Below are 15,635 nucleotides of genomic sequence, written 5' to 3'. Positions count from 1 at the left end.
CACCTTAGTAATCTCACTGTCACATCCGTTTCACGGTTAGTCACGTTACTGTCACAAAGAGACCCTAAGCTTCGCGGTGTTCGTGTTATTCGCTCACACCGCTCACACCCTTGGAGGTCTCATGAAATTGATGCAAACCGTGTTCGCTGGCGTCGCTGGCGCGCTTTTCGCGATCGCAGCGCAAGCCGCAGACATCACCGGCGCGGGCAGCACCTTCGCAGCACCGATCTACACGAAGTGGGCCGATGCCTACCAGAAGTCGGGTGGCGGCAAGGTCAACTATCAAGGTATCGGCTCGTCGGGTGGCGTGAAGCAGATCGTCGCGAAGACTGTTGACTTCGCTGGTTCGGACGCTCCGCTGAAGGACGAAGAGCTCGCGAAGGAAGGCCTGTTCCAGTTTCCGACGGTTGTCGGCGGCGTAGTGCCGGTTGTTAATGTGCCGGGCGTGACGCCGGGTGAACTGACGCTGTCGGGCGAAGTGCTCGGCGACATCTACCTGGGCAAGATCAAGAAGTGGAACGATCCGGCGATCGTTGCACTGAACCCGAAGGCTAAGCTGCCGGATACCGACATCGCCGTGGTTCGCCGCGCCGACGGTTCGGGCACCAGCTTCATCTGGACGAACTATCTGTCGAAGGTCAACGCTGACTGGAAGTCGAAGGTGGGTGAAGGTTCGACGGTCAACTGGCCGACGGGTACGGGCGGCAAGGGCAACGACGGCGTCGCAGCTTTCGTGCAACGTCTGCCGGGCGCAATCGGCTACGTCGAATGGGCGTACGCGAAGCAGAACAAGATGACGTATGTTGGCCTGAAGAATTCGTCGGGTACGGTGGTCGAGCCGAAGACGGAAACGTTCAAGGCAGCGGCAGCGGGCGCGGACTGGTCGAAGTCGTTCTACCAGATCCTGACGAACGAGCCGGGCAAGAACGCATGGCCGATCGTCGGCGCAACCTTCGTGCTGCTGCACACGGCGCAGGACAAGCCGGCACAAGGCACCGAAACGCTGAAGTTCTTCGACTGGGCGTTCAAGAATGGCTCGCAAGCTGCGAACGATCTGGACTACATTTCGCTGCCGGATTCGGTTGTGTCGGAAATCCGCACGCAGTGGAAGTCGAAGGTGAAGGACGCTGCGGGCAAGCCGATCGCTGACTAAGTTACGTAGCATGCAGTAAGCAGCAATACATTGGCCGTCCTCATTCGAGGACGGCCAATGGCGTTACCCCGGCATCAGCCAGCATTGTCCGCCGCGCGACAAGTGTCGTACGGCAACTGGAAACAGGTCCATCAGGCTCTCATGTCCGATATCCAATTAGCGTCTGGCGCGGCGAAGTCGACACCGCCCGGCAGCACGTCGCAGCAGAAAGCGCCCAGCCGCGCCGGCGACGTCATCTTCGGCGGCCTTGCCCGTCTCTCCGCCATCATCACCTTGTTGCTGCTCGGCGGCATCATCGTTTCGCTGATCGTCGCTTCGCTGCCGTCGATCAAGCAGTTCGGCCTCGCGTTCCTATGGACCGCCGACTGGGATCCACCAAGCAAGCAATTCGGCGCATTGGTGCCTATTTACGGCACGATCGCGACCTCGCTCATTGCACTCATCATCGCGGTGCCCGTCAGCTTCGGCATTGCGCTTTTCCTGACCGAACTCGCTCCCGCCTGGCTGCGCCGTCCGCTCGGCGTCGCCATCGAACTGCTTGCCGCGATTCCGTCGATCGTCTACGGCATGTGGGGTCTGCTGGTGTTCGCGCCGATCTTCGCGACCTGGTTCGAAAAGCCGCTTGGCACGCTCCTCGGCGGTATTCCTATCGTCGGCGCGTTGTTTCAGGGGGCGCCGATCGGCATCGGCATCCTGTGCGCCGGGGTCATCCTCGCCATCATGATCATTCCGTACATCGCTTCAGTGATGCGCGACGTGTTCGAAGTCACGCCGGTCCTGTTGAAGGAATCGGCCTACGGCATCGGCTGCACGACGTGGGAAGTGATGTGGAAGATCGTGCTGCCCTTCACCAAGAGCGGCGTGATCGGCGGCGTGATGCTCGGCCTCGGCCGCGCGCTCGGCGAGACCATGGCAGTCACGTTCGTGATCGGCAACACCAATCTGCTCGATAACGTCTCGCTGTTTTCGCCGGGCAACAGTATTACCTCGGCGCTCGCCAACGAATTCGCGGAAGCGGATCCGGGCCTGCATACGTCGGCGCTGATGGAACTCGGGTTGATCCTCTTTGTGATTACTTTCATCGTGTTGGCGATCTCGAAGGTCATGCTGCTTCGCCTCGAAAAAGGGGAGGGCGCGAAATGAGCCAGCCCACTTTGAATATGCCGGGTTCGAACGACGCCGTCGCGCTCGAAGCAATGCGCGTGCGCCTGCAAGGTCGCCGCCGCGCGAAGAATGCCGTTGCGCTGACCATGTCGCTCGCGGCTATGGCGTTCGGTCTGCTGTGGCTTGTGTGGATTCTTTATACGACGCTGCGCCTTGGCATCGGCGGGCTGTCGGTCGAATTGTTCACGCAGTCGACGCCGCCGCCGAATACCGATGGCGGTGGCCTCGCCAACGCGATCGTCGGCAGCGTGATGCTGGTTGCGCTCGCAACTTTCGTCGGCACGCCGATCGGTATTCTGGCGGGCGTCTATCTGGCCGAGTATGGTCAGAAGGGCTGGCTCGCCAGTCTCACACGTTTTATCAACGACATCCTGCTGTCGGCGCCGTCGATCGTCGTCGGTCTGTTCGTCTACGCGCTCGTCGTGGCGAAGATGGGCCACTTCAGCGGCTGGGCCGGCGTATTCGCGCTCGCGTTGCTGCAGATTCCGATCGTGATCCGCACCACCGAGAACATGCTGAAGCTGGTGCCGAATGCGCTGCGTGAAGCCGCTTTCGCACTCGGCACGCCGAAGTGGAAGATGGTGATGTCGATCACGCTGAAAGCTTCGATCGCGGGCATTATCACCGGCGTGCTGCTCGGCGTCGCGCGCATTGCCGGTGAAACGGCGCCGCTGCTCTTCACCGCGTTGTCGAACCAGTTCTTCTCCTGGAACATGGACCAGCCGGTTGCGAACCTGCCGGTCACGATCTACAAGTTCGCGATGAGCCCGTTTGCGCAGTGGCAATCGCTCGCATGGGCCGGCGTCTTCCTGATCACGCTCGCGGTGCTGGGATTGAACATCCTCGCGCGCACGATCTTTTCGAATAAGTAAGGGCGGAGTGTAATCCGATGAATATGGCAGAAACTCAACTCAATCCGGGCACGCGTCCCACGGCGCCGGCCGGTTTCGATCCCGCCCAAAGCGGCCAGGCGCAAGCCCAGTCGCGTCCGAAGATCGAAATCAACGACCTGAACTTCTTCTACGGCAAGTATCACGCGCTGAAGAACATCAATCTGCGGATTCCTGAAGGCAAGGTCACCGCCTTCATCGGCCCGTCGGGTTGCGGCAAGTCGACCTTGCTGCGCACGCTCAACAAGATGTACGCGCTGTATCCGGAGCAACGCGCCGAAGGCGAGATCCTGATGGACGGCGAAAACCTGCTGACCTCCAAGCGCGATATTTCGCTGCTGCGCGCGCGGATCGGCATGGTGTTCCAGAAGCCGACGCCGTTCCCGATGTCGATCTACGACAACATCGCGTTCGGCGTGAAGATGTTCGAAACGCTGCCGCGCTCGGAAATGGACGACCGCGTGGAATGGGCGCTGACCAAAGCCGCACTGTGGAACGAAGTCAAGGATAAACTGGGCCAGAGCGGCTACGGTTTGTCCGGCGGCCAGCAACAGCGTCTGTGTATCGCGCGCGGTATTGCGATCCGCCCTGAAGTGCTGCTGCTCGACGAGCCGTGTTCCGCGCTCGACCCGATTTCCACGGGCCGCATCGAAGAACTGATCGCCGAGTTGAAGAGCGATTACACGGTTGTAATCGTGACGCACAACATGCAACAGGCCGCGCGCTGTTCGGACTACACTGCCTATATGTACCTCGGTGAACTGATCGAATTCGGCGACACCGAAAAGATCTTCATCAAGCCGGTCCGCAAGGAAACCGAGGACTACATCACTGGCCGCTTCGGCTAAGCCGCCGCGCAAAACAACGGAGTACGACATGTCCGATAAACATCTGTCCAGCCAGTTCGACGCCGACCTGAACCTCGTTTCCTCGAAGGTGCTCGAAATGGGCGGCCTGGTCGAGTCGCAGATCGTCAACGCGATGATCGCGCTCAACAACTTCGACCTCGATGTATGCGAGCAGGTGATCGCCGCTGAAGACCGTCTGAACACGATGGAAGTCGAGATCGACGAAGAGTGCAGCAACATCATCGCGCGCCGTCAACCGGCCGCGCGCGACTTGCGCCTCCTGATCGCGATTTCGAAGACCATCACGAATCTCGAGCGCGCCGGCGACGAAGCCGAAAAAATCGCCAAGCGCACCAAGCGGCTGATGGAAGACGGCGCTTCGCGCAGCATCAATATCGCCGAGATCAAATTGTCGGGCGAAATGGCAGTGTCGATCCTGCGCCGCGCGCTGGACGCCTTTGCGCGTCTGGACACGGTCGCCGCCGCGCAGATCATGCGCGACGACAAGGCGATCGACGAAGAATTCCGCGCTTTCGTTCGCAAGCTGATTTCGTACATGACTGAAGATCCGCGTTCGATTTCGGTGGGCCTCGATTTTCTGTTCATCGCCAAGGCGATCGAGCGGATCGGCGATCACGCGAAAAACATCGCTGAATTCATTATCTACATCGTCAAGGGCACCGACGTGCGGCACAAGTCGCGCGACGCGCTCGAACGCGAAGCACTCAGTTAATCAGTTATAAGGACCAGAGGTGCCGATGCCCAGCAGCATTCTCGTCATTGAAGATGAGCCCGCCATTTCCGAACTGATTTCGGTCAATCTTCAACACGCCGGACACTGCCCGATTCGCGCGTACAACGCGGAACAGGCGCAGAACCTGATCAGCGACGTACTGCCCGACCTCGTGCTGCTCGACTGGATGTTGCCGGGCAAGTCGGGCATCGCGTTCGCTCGCGATCTGCGCAACAACGAGCGCACCAAGCACATTCCGATCATCATGCTGACCGCACGTGGCGATGAACAGGACAAGGTGCTCGGCCTCGAAATCGGCGCCGACGACTACGTCACCAAGCCGTTTTCGCCGAAGGAACTGATGGCGCGCATCAAGGCGGTGTTGCGCCGCCGTGCGCCGCAGTTGACCGAAGACCTGGTCGCGATCAACGGTCTGAAGCTCGATCCGGCAACGCACCGCGTCGCCGCGCACGCCGAAGGCAGCGAGATCAAGCTTGATCTCGGCCCGACGGAATTCCGTCTGCTGCACTTCTTCATGACGCACCCGGAGCGCGTGCACAGCCGCACGCAGTTGCTCGATCAGGTGTGGGGCGACCACGTGTTCGTTGAAGAGCGCACGGTGGATGTGCACATCAAGCGTCTGCGCGCGGCACTGAAGCCGGCCGGGTGCGATGCTATGATTGAGACGGTACGCGGCAGCGGCTACCGTCTCGCGAAGAGCGCGTGACTTTGCGGTAGCACTTTTCTCTTCGATCGCTAGAACATGAACATCATCTGGGCGCGCTCCATCGTGTCGGTCGTGCTGCTGGCTGTTCTGTGCGTGGTGGTCGGCGCACTCCTGAACGTCAAGGCAGGGCTGGCCCTCGCGATCGTCATGCTGCTCGCGCAGAGCTTCTTTAGCACCTTCCACAAGCAGCGTTTGTGGCGCCTGCTCGACGCCCCAGTCTACGGTGAAGTGCCGAGCGCCCCCGGCATCTGGGGCGAAATCTACTACCGTTTGCATAAGCTCGCGAAGCGCTGGCATGCGCAGGTGCGTCAGGTCGAGCAGCAGCATTCGCGTTTCATCCAGGCGATCCAGGCGTCGCCGAACGGCGTGGCGATGCTCGACGACCACGATCAGATCGAGTGGTGCAACGCGATCTCCGAACTCCATTTCGGGCTCGACGCGAAACGCGATCTGCGTCAGCACATCACGCATCTCGTGCGTCAGCCCGATTTCGTGCGCTATCTGAATTCGCAACGCTACGAGCAGATGCTGATCATGCGCGGCATGGGCGAGAAGCGCCAGAACGTGCTGTCCGTGCAGGTGTTTCCGTATGGCGAGAATCGCAAGCTGGTGCTGTCGCAGGACATCACCGAGCTGGAGCGTACCGACGCGATGCGGCGCGACTTCGTCGCGAACGTGTCGCATGAATTGAAGACGCCGCTGACCGTGTTGTCGGGTTTTCTCGAGACGATGCGGGAGCTGCCGTTAAGCGAAGCCGAGCGCGGGCGCTATCTCGAACTGATGGAGCAGCAGGCCTCGCGCATGCGCCATATCGTCAACGACTTGCTGGTGCTCGCGAAGCTCGAAGGCGACAACAAGCCGCCGAGCGATCAGATGATCGACATGCGCGCGGTGCTGCGGCATCTGCGGGACGACGCGCAAAGCCTGTCGAGCGACCATCACAAGATCGTGTTCGACGCCGACGAAGGGCTCACTGTCACCGGCGTCGAAACGGAAATTCTCAGCGCGCTGGGCAACCTCGTGACCAATGCGATCCGCTATACGCCGGACGGCGGTGCGATCAAGGTGAGTTGGCAGGCCAACGGCGGTTGTGCGGTTTTTTCGGTCACGGATAGCGGCTTGGGAATTCCGGCCGCGGACATTCCACGTCTGACCGAGCGCTTCTATCGCGTCGACCGTAGCCGCTCGCGCGATACAGGCGGCACGGGCCTGGGTCTCGCCATCGTCAAGCATGTGCTGCAACGGCACGATGCGCAGCTCGACGTGAAGAGCGAAGAGGGACGTGGCAGCACGTTCACCGTGCGCTTCCCGGTGTTTCGCACGGCGCGTCGGCAACCGGCGCCGGTTTGAAAACGTTGGTCTGAAAAAAAGCCCGCCTGGAGCAAGACAAGGCGGGCTTTTTTATGCGCAGCGCCGCTTGCTTCAGCGGAGCGCGAACGCAATCAGGCAATCACGAACTCACGAACAGAATTTCCCCAGCAGACTCATCTGCGCATTGCGCGAGGATTTTCCCGGCCGGCGGCGGCGATAGTGGCCGTCGCTTTGCATCAGCCACGCGGATTGGTTGTCGCCGAGAAAGGCCGACAGCCCTTCAGCAATCACACGCCGCTTCAAGCGACGGTTGTTGACCGGAAACGCCACTTCCACACGGCGGAAGAAGTTACGGTCCATCCAGTCGGCGCTCGACAGATACACCTGTTCCTTGCCGCCGTCGTAGAAGTAGAAGATGCGGTGATGCTCGAGGAAACGCCCGACGATCGAGCGCACCGTGATGTTCTCCGACAAACCCGGCACACCCGGTTGCAACGAACACACGCCACGTACGATCAGATCGATCTTCACGCCCGCCTGTGACGCTTCGTACAGCTCGGCAATCACGGTCGGTTCGAGCAGCGCGTTCATCTTCGCGACGATGCGCGCTTTCTTGCCGGCGCGCGCATGCTCGGCTTCCGCGCGAATCGCTTCGACCAGTTTCGGATGCAGCGTGAACGGCGACTGCCACAACTCGTGCAGCGACAGTTCACCACCGATACCGGTTAGTTGCTGAAACACGTGGTGCACGTCTTCGCAGATCTTCTGATCCGCGGTCATCAGCGCGAAGTCAGTGTAAAGACGTGCGGTGCGCGGGTGATAATTGCCGGTGCCCAGGTGCACGTAACGCTTGAGCGTGGTCTTGCCGCCCGACGACACACGCCGCACGATCAGCATCATCTTCGCGTGGCACTTGTGGCCCACCACGCCGTACACGACGTGCGCGCCCACCGCTTCGAGCTGCGACGCCCAGTTGATGTTGGTTTCTTCGTCGAAGCGCGCGAGCAGTTCGACCACCACCGTCACTTCCTTGCCGTTGCGCGCCGCTTGCATCAGCGCATCCATCAGCGGCGAGTCGGTGCCGGTGCGATAGATGGTCTGCTTGATGGCCATCACGTTCGGGTCTTTAGCTGCCTGCAGCAGCAGCTCGAGCACCGGTTGAAAGCTCTCATAAGGATGATGCAGCAGCACGTCGCCCTGATCGATCACGTCGAACATGCTGGTGCTGTTGGCGATCTGCGGCGGGATCGCTGGAATATGCGGCACGAATTTCAGGTCGGGCCGGTCCACCATCTCCGGCAATTGCATCAGCCGCACGAGATTGACGGGGCCGTCGGCGAAATAGCAATCCTTGGTGGTGAGGCCGCTTTCGTCGAGCAGGCGCCGCACGACATGCGTGGGCGTCTCCGCCGACACTTCGAGCCGCACCGCGTTGCCCAGATGGCGCGCCGGCAGTTCGCCCTGCAGCGCGACACGCAGATTGGTGATTTCGTCTTCGTCGACGAACAGTTCGCTATTGCGTGTGATGCGAAACTGGTTGCAGGTGCGCACCACCAGGTTCGGGAAAAGCTCGCCGACAAAGCGCTGCAGCAACGAGCTCAGCAGCACGAAACCATGCGGATAGCCTGACAGTTCCTGCGGCATGCGCACGAGCCGCGGCAAGGCGCGCGGCGCTTGCACGATGCCCATCATCGCCTGGCGGCCGAACGCATCCTTGCCTTCGAGTTCGACGACGAAGTTCAGGCTCTTGTTGAGCACGCGCGGAAACGGGTGAGCCGGATCGAGGCCGATCGGCGTGAGCACCGGCAGCAGTTCGTCGAAGAAGTAATTGCGCGCCCATTCGGTCTGCGCTTCGTTCCACGCTTCAGTGCCGTGAAAGTAGATGCCTTCTGCTTCGAGCGCGGTGAGCACCGTGTCGTGCAGCATGGTGTACTGGCGATGCACGAGCCTCTGCGCGCGCTCGACCACGAGGTCGTACACGTGCTGTAGCGACATGCCGTCCGGCGACAGCGCGCCCGGGTTGTCGCGCATCTGTTCCTGCAGTCCGGCCATGCGGACTTCGAAGAATTCGTCGAGGTTGCTACTGGTGATGCAGATGAAACGCAGGCGTTCGAGCAAAGGGACGGCAGGGTCGGCAGCTTGTGCCAACACACGCTCGTTGAAACCCAGAATGCCCAGCTCGCGATTCAATAAGGGGTAGCGGATGGACATCGGCAGCGAGAATGGAATGTCAGGAAGGGAGACGTAAAGACGCTCGGAAATTCTCACAGTATGATGACGTTGTTATGACATTCTCGAAGTTATAAATTCTACGCCGTATTCATTGCGTGTCGTAATTATGACGCAGTGTGTGTGGGACCATAGGGCACCCCCATTACTGCGAGGCGACATCGTGAGGTCCGGTACGCTTAGAATGGCGTCTTTGAACAGCGCGGCCGGCCACAAGGCGCCCAAGGCATCGGGTGGGCATCCGGCACCTTTCGCATCCACCGCCGCCGCGCTCGCGCGCATGGAGTCCGCTTACTCGATGGTCACTACTCCACAACTCCTCGCTGCCGTCGATCTCGGCTCGAACAGCTTCCGCCTGATCGTGGGCCGGGTCGAGGAAACCGACGCGGGCAGCCAGATCTATCAGGTCGACGCCTTGCGCGAGCCGGTGCGCCTTGCCGCCGGTCTGTCGCGCGACAAGATGCTCGACCGTGCCTCGCAAGTGCGCGGCTGGGATGCGCTCAAGCGCTTCGGCGAACGCCTGCGCGACTTTCATCCCGATCATGTTCGCGCCGTCGCCACCAACACGCTGCGCATCGCTAAGAACGCGGGCGAGTTTCTCGGCGAAGCGCAAGCCGCGCTGGGTTTTCCTATCGAAGTGATCGCCGGGCGTGAAGAAGCGCGCCTGATTTATGCAGGGGCTGCACACTCCGTGCCCGCGAGCGCGGGCAAGCGTCTCGTGGTGGATATCGGCGGCGGCTCGACGGAATTCATCATCGGTTCGCACTACACGCCGATCAAGATGGAGAGCCTGTATATCGGCTGCGTGAGCCACAGCCGCGCATTCTTCCCGGCGGGCAATGTCGACGAATACACGATGCGCCAGGCCGAACTCGCCGCGAGCCGTGAAATTCAGATCATTTCCGCCGAATACAAGAAAACCGGCTGGGAACAGGCGATTGGCTCGTCCGGCACCGCGCGGGCGCTCGCCGAACTCGTCGAGGCGAATGGCTTCAACGATCCGGGCGTCACGCACGGCATCTCGCGCGGTGGGCTGGAGCGCCTCAAGCGCGCGCTGATCAAGGCGGAAAACGTCAATCGTCTGAAGCTGGTCGCGTTGAAGGGCGATCGTATTCCGGTGCTGGCCGGTGGCCTGTCGATCATGATCGCGGTGTTCGACGAACTCGGCGTCGACTACGTCGATACGACAGACGGTGCGCTGCGCCTCGGCGTGCTGTACGACTTGCTGGGCCGTTCGCAACACGAGGACATGCGCACGGTGACGGTGGAAGGCTTCATGCGCCGTTACGGTGTGGACCGCGCGCAGGCCGGGCGTATCGGTGAACTCGCGGTGCGTTTTTACGACCAGTTTGCCGAACCGGATGAAGAACGCCGCGCCGAGAACCGCATGTTCCTCGGCTGGGCCGCGGCCTTGCATGAAATCGGCCTGTCGATTTCGCACAGCGCCTATCACAAGCATTCCGCCTATATCGCCAGCAACGCCGACATGCCGGGCTTTTCGCGCACCGACCAGGCGCGGCTCGCCGCGCTGGTGCTCGGCCACGCGGGGAAACTCGGCAAGCTCTCACAAACGCGCGAAGTGGAATGGCCGCTGCTGTTCTGCCTGCGGCTCGCGGCGCTGCTGTGCCGCCGGCGTGCGGATGTCGGCTTGCCGGGTATCGCGGTTGCGCAGGTCAACGGCGGCTACGAAGTGCGTTTGCCGAACGAGTGGGTGGCTAACAATCCGCTGACGGATTACAGCCTGATCCAGGAAGCCGCGGAATGGGAGAAGGTCGGCATTCCCTATCGCGTGGTTTATACGGACGATTGAGCATCATGCGCGGTAAATGAAAAAGCCCGGCGGATTAGCCGGGCTTTTTTTATGCGCTTCGGTTTTCAGTCGCTCAGCCGCCGGTTGAATCTGCCGGGCGGCTCGCGTGTGCCACTCAGTTCAATTCAGCGCGGTGTTGCGTCGCCGAGGAAGTGCCGCGCATAACGCGCGTTGATATCCGTCAGACGCAACAGCGTCAGAAAGTCGGCCGTGTTGAAGTCAGGATCCCAGGCCGGTGCGCCGCAAATCTTCGCGCCGAGGCGCAGATAGCCCTTCACCAGCGGCGGCGGCGCGACGTCGGCGCCCGTTTGCAATTCTTCCACCGGCAGCGGCGTGTGCGGGAACGCGCGATATTCCGGCGCCGTCATCGCGTTGTCGCGCAGCGAGCAGTAAAGATTCGCCGCGTAGTGGCCGCCGTCGACCATCGCGACGCTCGCGCAGCCGAGCATCGTCTCGTAGCCGTTGTGCTTCATGTACGCGGCGAGCCCTGCCCACAACGACATGATCACCGAGCCGCTGCGATAGTCAGGGTGCACGCACGAGCGGCCCACTTCGACCATCTTGGCGCGCAGGTGCGTGAGACGTGACACGTCGAATTCGCTTTCGGCATACAGGCGGCCGATACGGGCGGCCTGGTGCGGCGGCAGCGCGCGATAAGTGCCGACCACCTTCAGCGTGTCGAGATCGCGCACCAGCAGGTGATCGCAGTACGAATCGAACACATCGACGTCGAGGCCGGCCGGACCCGTCAGACGGGCGCCCATTTCATCGGCGAATACACGGTAGCGCAGACGCTGGGCTTCGCGCAGTTGCTCGTCGGTGCGTGCCCACGTCACTTGCAGGCGATGCTGGGCGGTGACTGTCTCTTCGGCGCGCGGCAGGCGGCGCGTTTCGAAGATCGAAGCCAGGGGCAGGGTGGGCGTCGGCAGTTCTCGCATGTGGCGTCCTGGTCGAAAAAAGGGAGATTTCTTTTTTCGCCAATGTAGTAACGCCTGGTGACGCTCGCATGGCAAAGCTGTGACGATTGGATGACTGCCCGTAAGCTGCGTGCGCGCGGCTTGTAATGTCGTGGGTAGGGCAGGTCATGTGTTGTTTCCGCGCGACCGGTGGGAGTGGCGGGCGCAACAGGGCCTCTTTGAGTGCCAGGTTGCGTGAGCTGATCGCCTCAGTTCAGCTCAGATCAGATCGGGGCTCATCGCCGCGCGCAGCACGGCCTGGTCGTCGCCGTCGCGCTCACGGCTTTCGATCCACCACAGGCCGGCTTTCTTCAATGGCCAACTCGCCCCGCTGTTGCCGAGCAAACGTGCCGCCACGTGGCCGAGCGTCGGTTGATGGCCGACGATCACGACAGTCGGTGCGATGCCTTTTGACCAGCCGGCGGCCTCGAGCACATCTTCTGCACTGGCGTTAGGCGCGAGTTCGCGCACCACGCGATACTGGTCGCTCAAAGTTTCCGCGGTCTGGATGGTGCGCACCGCAGGACTCGCGAGGACCACCGCGTCGTCGGGCAGACGGGTGCGCAGCCATTTGGCGACGTTTTGCGCCTGTTTGCGGCCCCGCGTGGTGAGTGCGCGGGCGAGATCGCTAGCGGCGAAATCTTCGGCTTCGGCGTGACGCCAGAGGATCAGATTCATGTGTGTCTCCTTGACTCTGGTTGCGGCGTGGATAACAGCGCCGGGTTTTCAATCACTGTCGCATGCGAGCTTGTGAGGGCGCAAGGCGATGGCGCGTGGGAAGCGTTCACATGAAGTTCTGGACGCCCAAAAAGCAAAAACCCGCGAAGCCGAAGGCTACGCGGGTTTCGTATTGCTTTTCGTGGTCGGAGCGAAAGGATTCGAACCTTCGACCCTCTGATCCCAAATCCGAAGTCCGCATAATACCCTCTGATACCTGATTTTACTTGAAGCCATGTCTATCAACGCTTTGCTGGTACAATGAGGCACTCGGGGTAACTTAAAAGCACCGTGAAATACCGCTAAAAAGTTACCCCGCTGTTACCCCAGCGTTACCCCGGCGAGGCGAGCATGGCTCAAACAATCAACTTCACGAAAGAAAGCGTCGGCGCATTACCGACCCCAGCGACGCGGGCCGAGTATGCGGACGGCGGCGGCCGGGGCAGCGTCAATGGCCTGCTTCTGCGCGTCACCCCGACAGGTATCAAATCCTTCTGCGTGCTGAAGCGCATCAAGGGCGGTAAGTTGGAGCGCTTCACGCTGGGCCGGTTCCCGGACCTAACTATTGAGCAAGCGCGCCGCAAGGCGACGGACATCCTATCGACGGTGGCAGCAGGCGACAACCCGGCCGAGGTGCGGCGAGCGATCAAGGGCGAATTGACGTTTGCGCAGATGTTCGAGGAGTACAGACGGCGGCATGCCGAAGGCAGCAAGCGGACATGGCGCGAAGACGTGCAACGGTTTGAGGACTATCTGCGCGCGCCGATTGGTGGGAAAAAACTATCGAAGGTTGAGCGGCGTGACATTCGGGCCATTCATGAGGAAATCACGAAGGGCGGCCATGCCACTACGGCCAATCGCGTGCTGGCGCTCATTTCTAGTGTGTTCGGCAAGGCAATCGAGTGGGAGTACGCCGAGGCGAATCCGGCGACCGGCATCAAGCGCAATAAGGAGCGCTCGCGTGATCGGTTCATCCAGTCCGATGAGTTGCCTAGGTTCTTTGCGTCACTGGCGGAAGAGCCGAACGCTGTCATGCGGGACTTCTTTCTAGTGGCACTGCTGACCGGCGCACGCCGTAGCAACGTGGCAAGTATGCGATGGGTAGACGTTTCCTTGGAGCGCGCCGAGTGGCGGATTGAGCGCACGAAGAATGACGACCCGCAGACGGTGGCGCTGTCCCCCGAGGCGCTGCAAATCCTTGCTGATCGTTATGAGGCGGCAGAGGCAGACGAGGATTATGTGTTTCCGGGCGAAGGCAAGCACGGTCATATCGTTGAGCCGAAAAGCGCATGGCGGCGCATCTTTGATCGCGACGAACTCACGCAACTAGTGGCGCGGATACAGGAGAGCGGCGCAACGTTCGAACAGAAGGACGGCGAGAGCGTTACGAGCGGCCTGGCGCGTGCGCGGCAGCAGGCTGAAACGCTGGGCATCCGGACGGATGGCGCACGCATTCCGGACCTTCGTATCCACGATTTGCGGCGCACGCTGGGAAGCTGGCAGGCGGCGGCGGGAGCCAGCCTCGCAGTGATCGGTAAGAGCCTGAACCATCGCACGGTCACCGCAACGGCGATCTATGCGCGGCTGAACCTTGATCCAGTGCGGGAGAGTGTTACCCGCGCCACGTCCGCAATGATGGCGGCCGTAGGCGATGCCGGGGACGTGCTCCCCTTCAAACGACGGAGCCAGCAATGAGCGATAACGGATACGACTGGATGACGGACGCTCGGGCTACTGCTGAGGAACGATATGCGGAAGATCAAGCGGGCCGCATTGCGGGGTGGCTCACTAGGCCTATTTGGCTGATTGATGACGCTATCAAGCTCGCTTGGAGAGTGCTGGATACGGACGCGCCACTGCCTAAGTTCGACTTTGACGAGGCCATGCTTTATGAGGAAGAGGGGATGGAGTATGACGGCGTAACACCCGCGACACTTGAGCGCGTTCGATTGGAGGCGCGGCGTGACAGGATGACCGATCAATCGACGCCAACTGAGTGGATCGCCTTCTTCAAGCGGCATCGCTACCCCGGATATAAGCTTTTTGACAGGCCAGTCGCCAGTAGCGATGTTGCGCCGCCCGCCGAGTCAGTGGACGGTGTTTCAACGGCCACGATAGCAAGCGCGTTCGGAGGCAATTTAGCGGGCGGTAAGGATAGAGAGTGGCTCGCCAACACCCTCGCTGATTCGAAGCGTCGCACAAACCTTCGCGCTGCACGCGACGAACGAGGTAAATGGGACCCCGTTGCCGTTGCTGGGTGGCTTGTGAAGCAGGGATATACCTCGCGTGACACGGCGCTAAAGTTGATTCGAAGTAACTTCCATCATTTTTTTGATAGGGCGGATCACGAACTACCGCAGTCCAATTCTTTCTTCCGACCGTAGTCTTTCCCGCAACCCCCCGCCATTGCTAGGCCTCAGACCGTAGCCGGACTACGGTCGAATCGGAGATAGGCAAAGTTGGTCCATACCGCAGCGCACCCGGCGCAATGCGGGAATCCCTAAAGAGGTATGGACCATGAAAAAGACCGAGCAAGCAACGTCCGCGCATGCGCCGAGTATCCGCGAGTTGGTTGATGACGTGAAAGCCGCCGCACTGCTGGGCACGTCCGTGAACACCCTCGCTAACTGGCGCGCGACGAAGCGCTATCCACTCCCCTACGTGAAGGTGGGCCGCTTGGTCCGCTATCGCATGAGCGACATTGAGGCGTTCATCGCATCCAACACCGTCTCCGACCTGTAAGGGAGGCGGCAATGGCTATTCGATTGCAAGCAATCCCGCCCGAAGGGATGCAGATACTCATTGGCGACTTTGCGCGGCAGGCGGTGAAGAACATCGGTGATAGAGAGATTGATGTTCGTCTGCTGGCTCGCGCTATCAGCGTCACGTTGAGGCATCACGGTTTCCTGAATGCCCGAATTGATCCTGATGAGTTCGCCCGCGCATGCGATGAGGCGAGGGAGAGCAGAAATGCGTGATGACCTCGACCAAAAAAATGTTCGCACTCTGCGCAAAGAGCATCGTGACGCGTGCGAGTGTATGCGATGCCTAAGAAAGCGAGGCTTCAGGAAGAGAAGGGGCAGTAAGTGGCGGCACG

At 60.9% G+C, this 15,635-nt stretch carries 15 protein-coding genes; 12 read left to right on the top strand and 3 right to left on the bottom strand.

Annotated features, from left to right (window positions below; translation table 11 throughout):
- Positions 1-121 precede the first annotated feature (121 nt).
- The 7 genes from pstS to phoR all read left to right on the top strand — a co-directional run bounded on the left by pstS (position 122) and on the right by phoR (position 6,865).
- Entirely contained in the window at positions 122-1,153 is a 1,032-nt protein-coding gene (gene pstS / locus BM438_RS26820; protein ID WP_093640365.1) for a phosphate ABC transporter substrate-binding protein PstS, read from the top strand.
- Between the two features lie 141 nt (positions 1,154-1,294).
- A complete protein-coding gene (gene pstC / locus BM438_RS26815) occupies positions 1,295-2,296 on the top strand; it encodes a phosphate ABC transporter permease PstC (protein ID WP_093640362.1) in 1,002 nt (333 codons plus the stop codon).
- A complete protein-coding gene (gene pstA / locus BM438_RS26810; protein ID WP_093640359.1) occupies positions 2,293-3,189 on the top strand; it encodes a phosphate ABC transporter permease PstA in 897 nt (298 codons plus the stop codon). The genes pstC and pstA overlap by 4 nt, the downstream gene beginning before the upstream one ends.
- 17 nt (positions 3,190-3,206) lie before the next feature.
- The gene (gene pstB, locus BM438_RS26805) at positions 3,207-4,055 is read left to right on the top strand and encodes a phosphate ABC transporter ATP-binding protein PstB (protein WP_054036269.1); all 849 of its coding nucleotides are present in this window, start codon (positions 3,207-3,209) and stop codon (positions 4,053-4,055) included.
- Positions 4,056-4,083: 28 nt separating this feature from the next.
- Positions 4,084-4,788: a phosphate signaling complex protein PhoU gene (phoU, locus tag BM438_RS26800; protein WP_054036271.1), complete on the top strand. Its 705-nt coding sequence runs from the start codon at positions 4,084-4,086 to the stop codon at positions 4,786-4,788.
- Positions 4,789-4,813: 25 nt separating this feature from the next.
- Positions 4,814-5,515 carry a phosphate regulon transcriptional regulator PhoB gene (gene phoB / locus BM438_RS26795; RefSeq protein WP_028199153.1) on the top strand — a complete coding sequence of 234 codons (702 nt, stop codon included), beginning with the start codon at positions 4,814-4,816 and terminating at the stop codon, positions 5,513-5,515.
- Positions 5,516-5,551: 36 nt separating this feature from the next.
- Positions 5,552-6,865: a phosphate regulon sensor histidine kinase PhoR gene (gene phoR, locus BM438_RS26790; protein WP_093640356.1), complete on the top strand. Its 1,314-nt coding sequence runs from the start codon at positions 5,552-5,554 to the stop codon at positions 6,863-6,865.
- Positions 6,866-6,973: 108 nt separating this feature from the next.
- Here the strand turns inward: phoR and ppk1 are convergent, their stop codons facing one another.
- A complete protein-coding gene (ppk1, locus tag BM438_RS26785) occupies positions 6,974-9,037 on the bottom strand; it encodes a polyphosphate kinase 1 (protein WP_093640353.1) in 2,064 nt (687 codons plus the stop codon).
- A 202-nt stretch (positions 9,038-9,239) separates the two neighbouring features.
- Between ppk1 and ppx the strand changes: the two genes are divergently transcribed.
- On the top strand, positions 9,240-10,865 hold the full coding sequence (gene ppx, locus BM438_RS26780) for an exopolyphosphatase (RefSeq protein WP_093640350.1): 1,626 nt from the start codon (positions 9,240-9,242) through the stop codon (positions 10,863-10,865).
- A gap of 125 nt (positions 10,866-10,990) precedes the next feature.
- On the opposite strand, the gene BM438_RS26775 is transcribed toward ppx, so the two are convergent.
- Both BM438_RS26775 and sixA read right to left on the bottom strand, forming a co-directional pair.
- Positions 10,991-11,803, bottom strand: a complete 813-nt coding sequence (locus BM438_RS26775; RefSeq protein WP_054036277.1) for a GNAT family N-acetyltransferase — start codon at positions 11,801-11,803, stop codon at positions 10,991-10,993.
- Between the two features lie 237 nt (positions 11,804-12,040).
- Positions 12,041-12,499: a phosphohistidine phosphatase SixA gene (gene sixA / locus BM438_RS26770; RefSeq protein WP_093640348.1), complete on the bottom strand. Its 459-nt coding sequence runs from the start codon at positions 12,497-12,499 to the stop codon at positions 12,041-12,043.
- Between the two features lie 390 nt (positions 12,500-12,889).
- On the opposite strand from sixA, the gene BM438_RS26760 reads away from it, so the two are divergent.
- From BM438_RS26760 to BM438_RS26745, 4 genes are all read left to right on the top strand, one after another.
- A complete protein-coding gene (locus tag BM438_RS26760; protein WP_093640345.1) occupies positions 12,890-14,233 on the top strand; it encodes a tyrosine-type recombinase/integrase in 1,344 nt (447 codons plus the stop codon).
- Positions 14,230-14,922 (top strand): hypothetical protein, encoded by a 693-nt coding sequence (locus BM438_RS26755; protein WP_093640342.1) that lies wholly within the window; start codon positions 14,230-14,232, stop codon positions 14,920-14,922. The genes BM438_RS26760 and BM438_RS26755 overlap by 4 nt, the downstream gene beginning before the upstream one ends.
- Positions 14,923-15,055: 133 nt before the next feature.
- Positions 15,056-15,280, top strand: coding sequence for a helix-turn-helix domain-containing protein (locus BM438_RS26750; protein ID WP_093640340.1), 225 nt, complete (start codon positions 15,056-15,058; stop codon positions 15,278-15,280).
- Between the two features lie 11 nt (positions 15,281-15,291).
- The gene (locus BM438_RS26745; protein WP_093640337.1) at positions 15,292-15,516 is read left to right on the top strand and encodes a hypothetical protein; all 225 of its coding nucleotides are present in this window, start codon (positions 15,292-15,294) and stop codon (positions 15,514-15,516) included.
- Positions 15,517-15,635: the final 119 nt, after the last annotated feature.

It is taken from the genome of Paraburkholderia aspalathi (assembly GCF_900116445.1).
GTDB lineage: Bacteria > Pseudomonadota > Gammaproteobacteria > Burkholderiales > Burkholderiaceae > Paraburkholderia > Paraburkholderia aspalathi.
This window is presented reverse-complemented; position numbering and strand designations above follow the sequence as displayed.

Coding starts and splice junctions, on each gene's coding strand:
- pstS (WP_093640365.1), top strand. CDS start 122: ATGAAATTGATGCAAACCGTGTTCGCTGGCGTCGCTGGCGCGCTTTTC.
- pstC (WP_093640362.1), top strand. CDS start 1,295: ATGTCCGATATCCAATTAGCGTCTGGCGCGGCGAAGTCGACACCGCCC.
- pstA (WP_093640359.1), top strand. CDS start 2,293: ATGAGCCAGCCCACTTTGAATATGCCGGGTTCGAACGACGCCGTCGCG.
- pstB (WP_054036269.1), top strand. CDS start 3,207: ATGAATATGGCAGAAACTCAACTCAATCCGGGCACGCGTCCCACGGCG.
- phoU (WP_054036271.1), top strand. CDS start 4,084: ATGTCCGATAAACATCTGTCCAGCCAGTTCGACGCCGACCTGAACCTC.
- phoB (WP_028199153.1), top strand. CDS start 4,814: ATGCCCAGCAGCATTCTCGTCATTGAAGATGAGCCCGCCATTTCCGAA.
- phoR (WP_093640356.1), top strand. CDS start 5,552: ATGAACATCATCTGGGCGCGCTCCATCGTGTCGGTCGTGCTGCTGGCT.
- ppk1 (WP_093640353.1), bottom strand. CDS start 9,037: ATGTCCATCCGCTACCCCTTATTGAATCGCGAGCTGGGCATTCTGGGT.
- ppx (WP_093640350.1), top strand. CDS start 9,240: ATGGCGTCTTTGAACAGCGCGGCCGGCCACAAGGCGCCCAAGGCATCG.
- BM438_RS26775 (WP_054036277.1), bottom strand. CDS start 11,803: ATGCGAGAACTGCCGACGCCCACCCTGCCCCTGGCTTCGATCTTCGAA.
- sixA (WP_093640348.1), bottom strand. CDS start 12,499: ATGAATCTGATCCTCTGGCGTCACGCCGAAGCCGAAGATTTCGCCGCT.
- BM438_RS26760 (WP_093640345.1), top strand. CDS start 12,890: ATGGCTCAAACAATCAACTTCACGAAAGAAAGCGTCGGCGCATTACCG.
- BM438_RS26755 (WP_093640342.1), top strand. CDS start 14,230: ATGAGCGATAACGGATACGACTGGATGACGGACGCTCGGGCTACTGCT.
- BM438_RS26750 (WP_093640340.1), top strand. CDS start 15,056: ATGAAAAAGACCGAGCAAGCAACGTCCGCGCATGCGCCGAGTATCCGC.
- BM438_RS26745 (WP_093640337.1), top strand. CDS start 15,292: ATGGCTATTCGATTGCAAGCAATCCCGCCCGAAGGGATGCAGATACTC.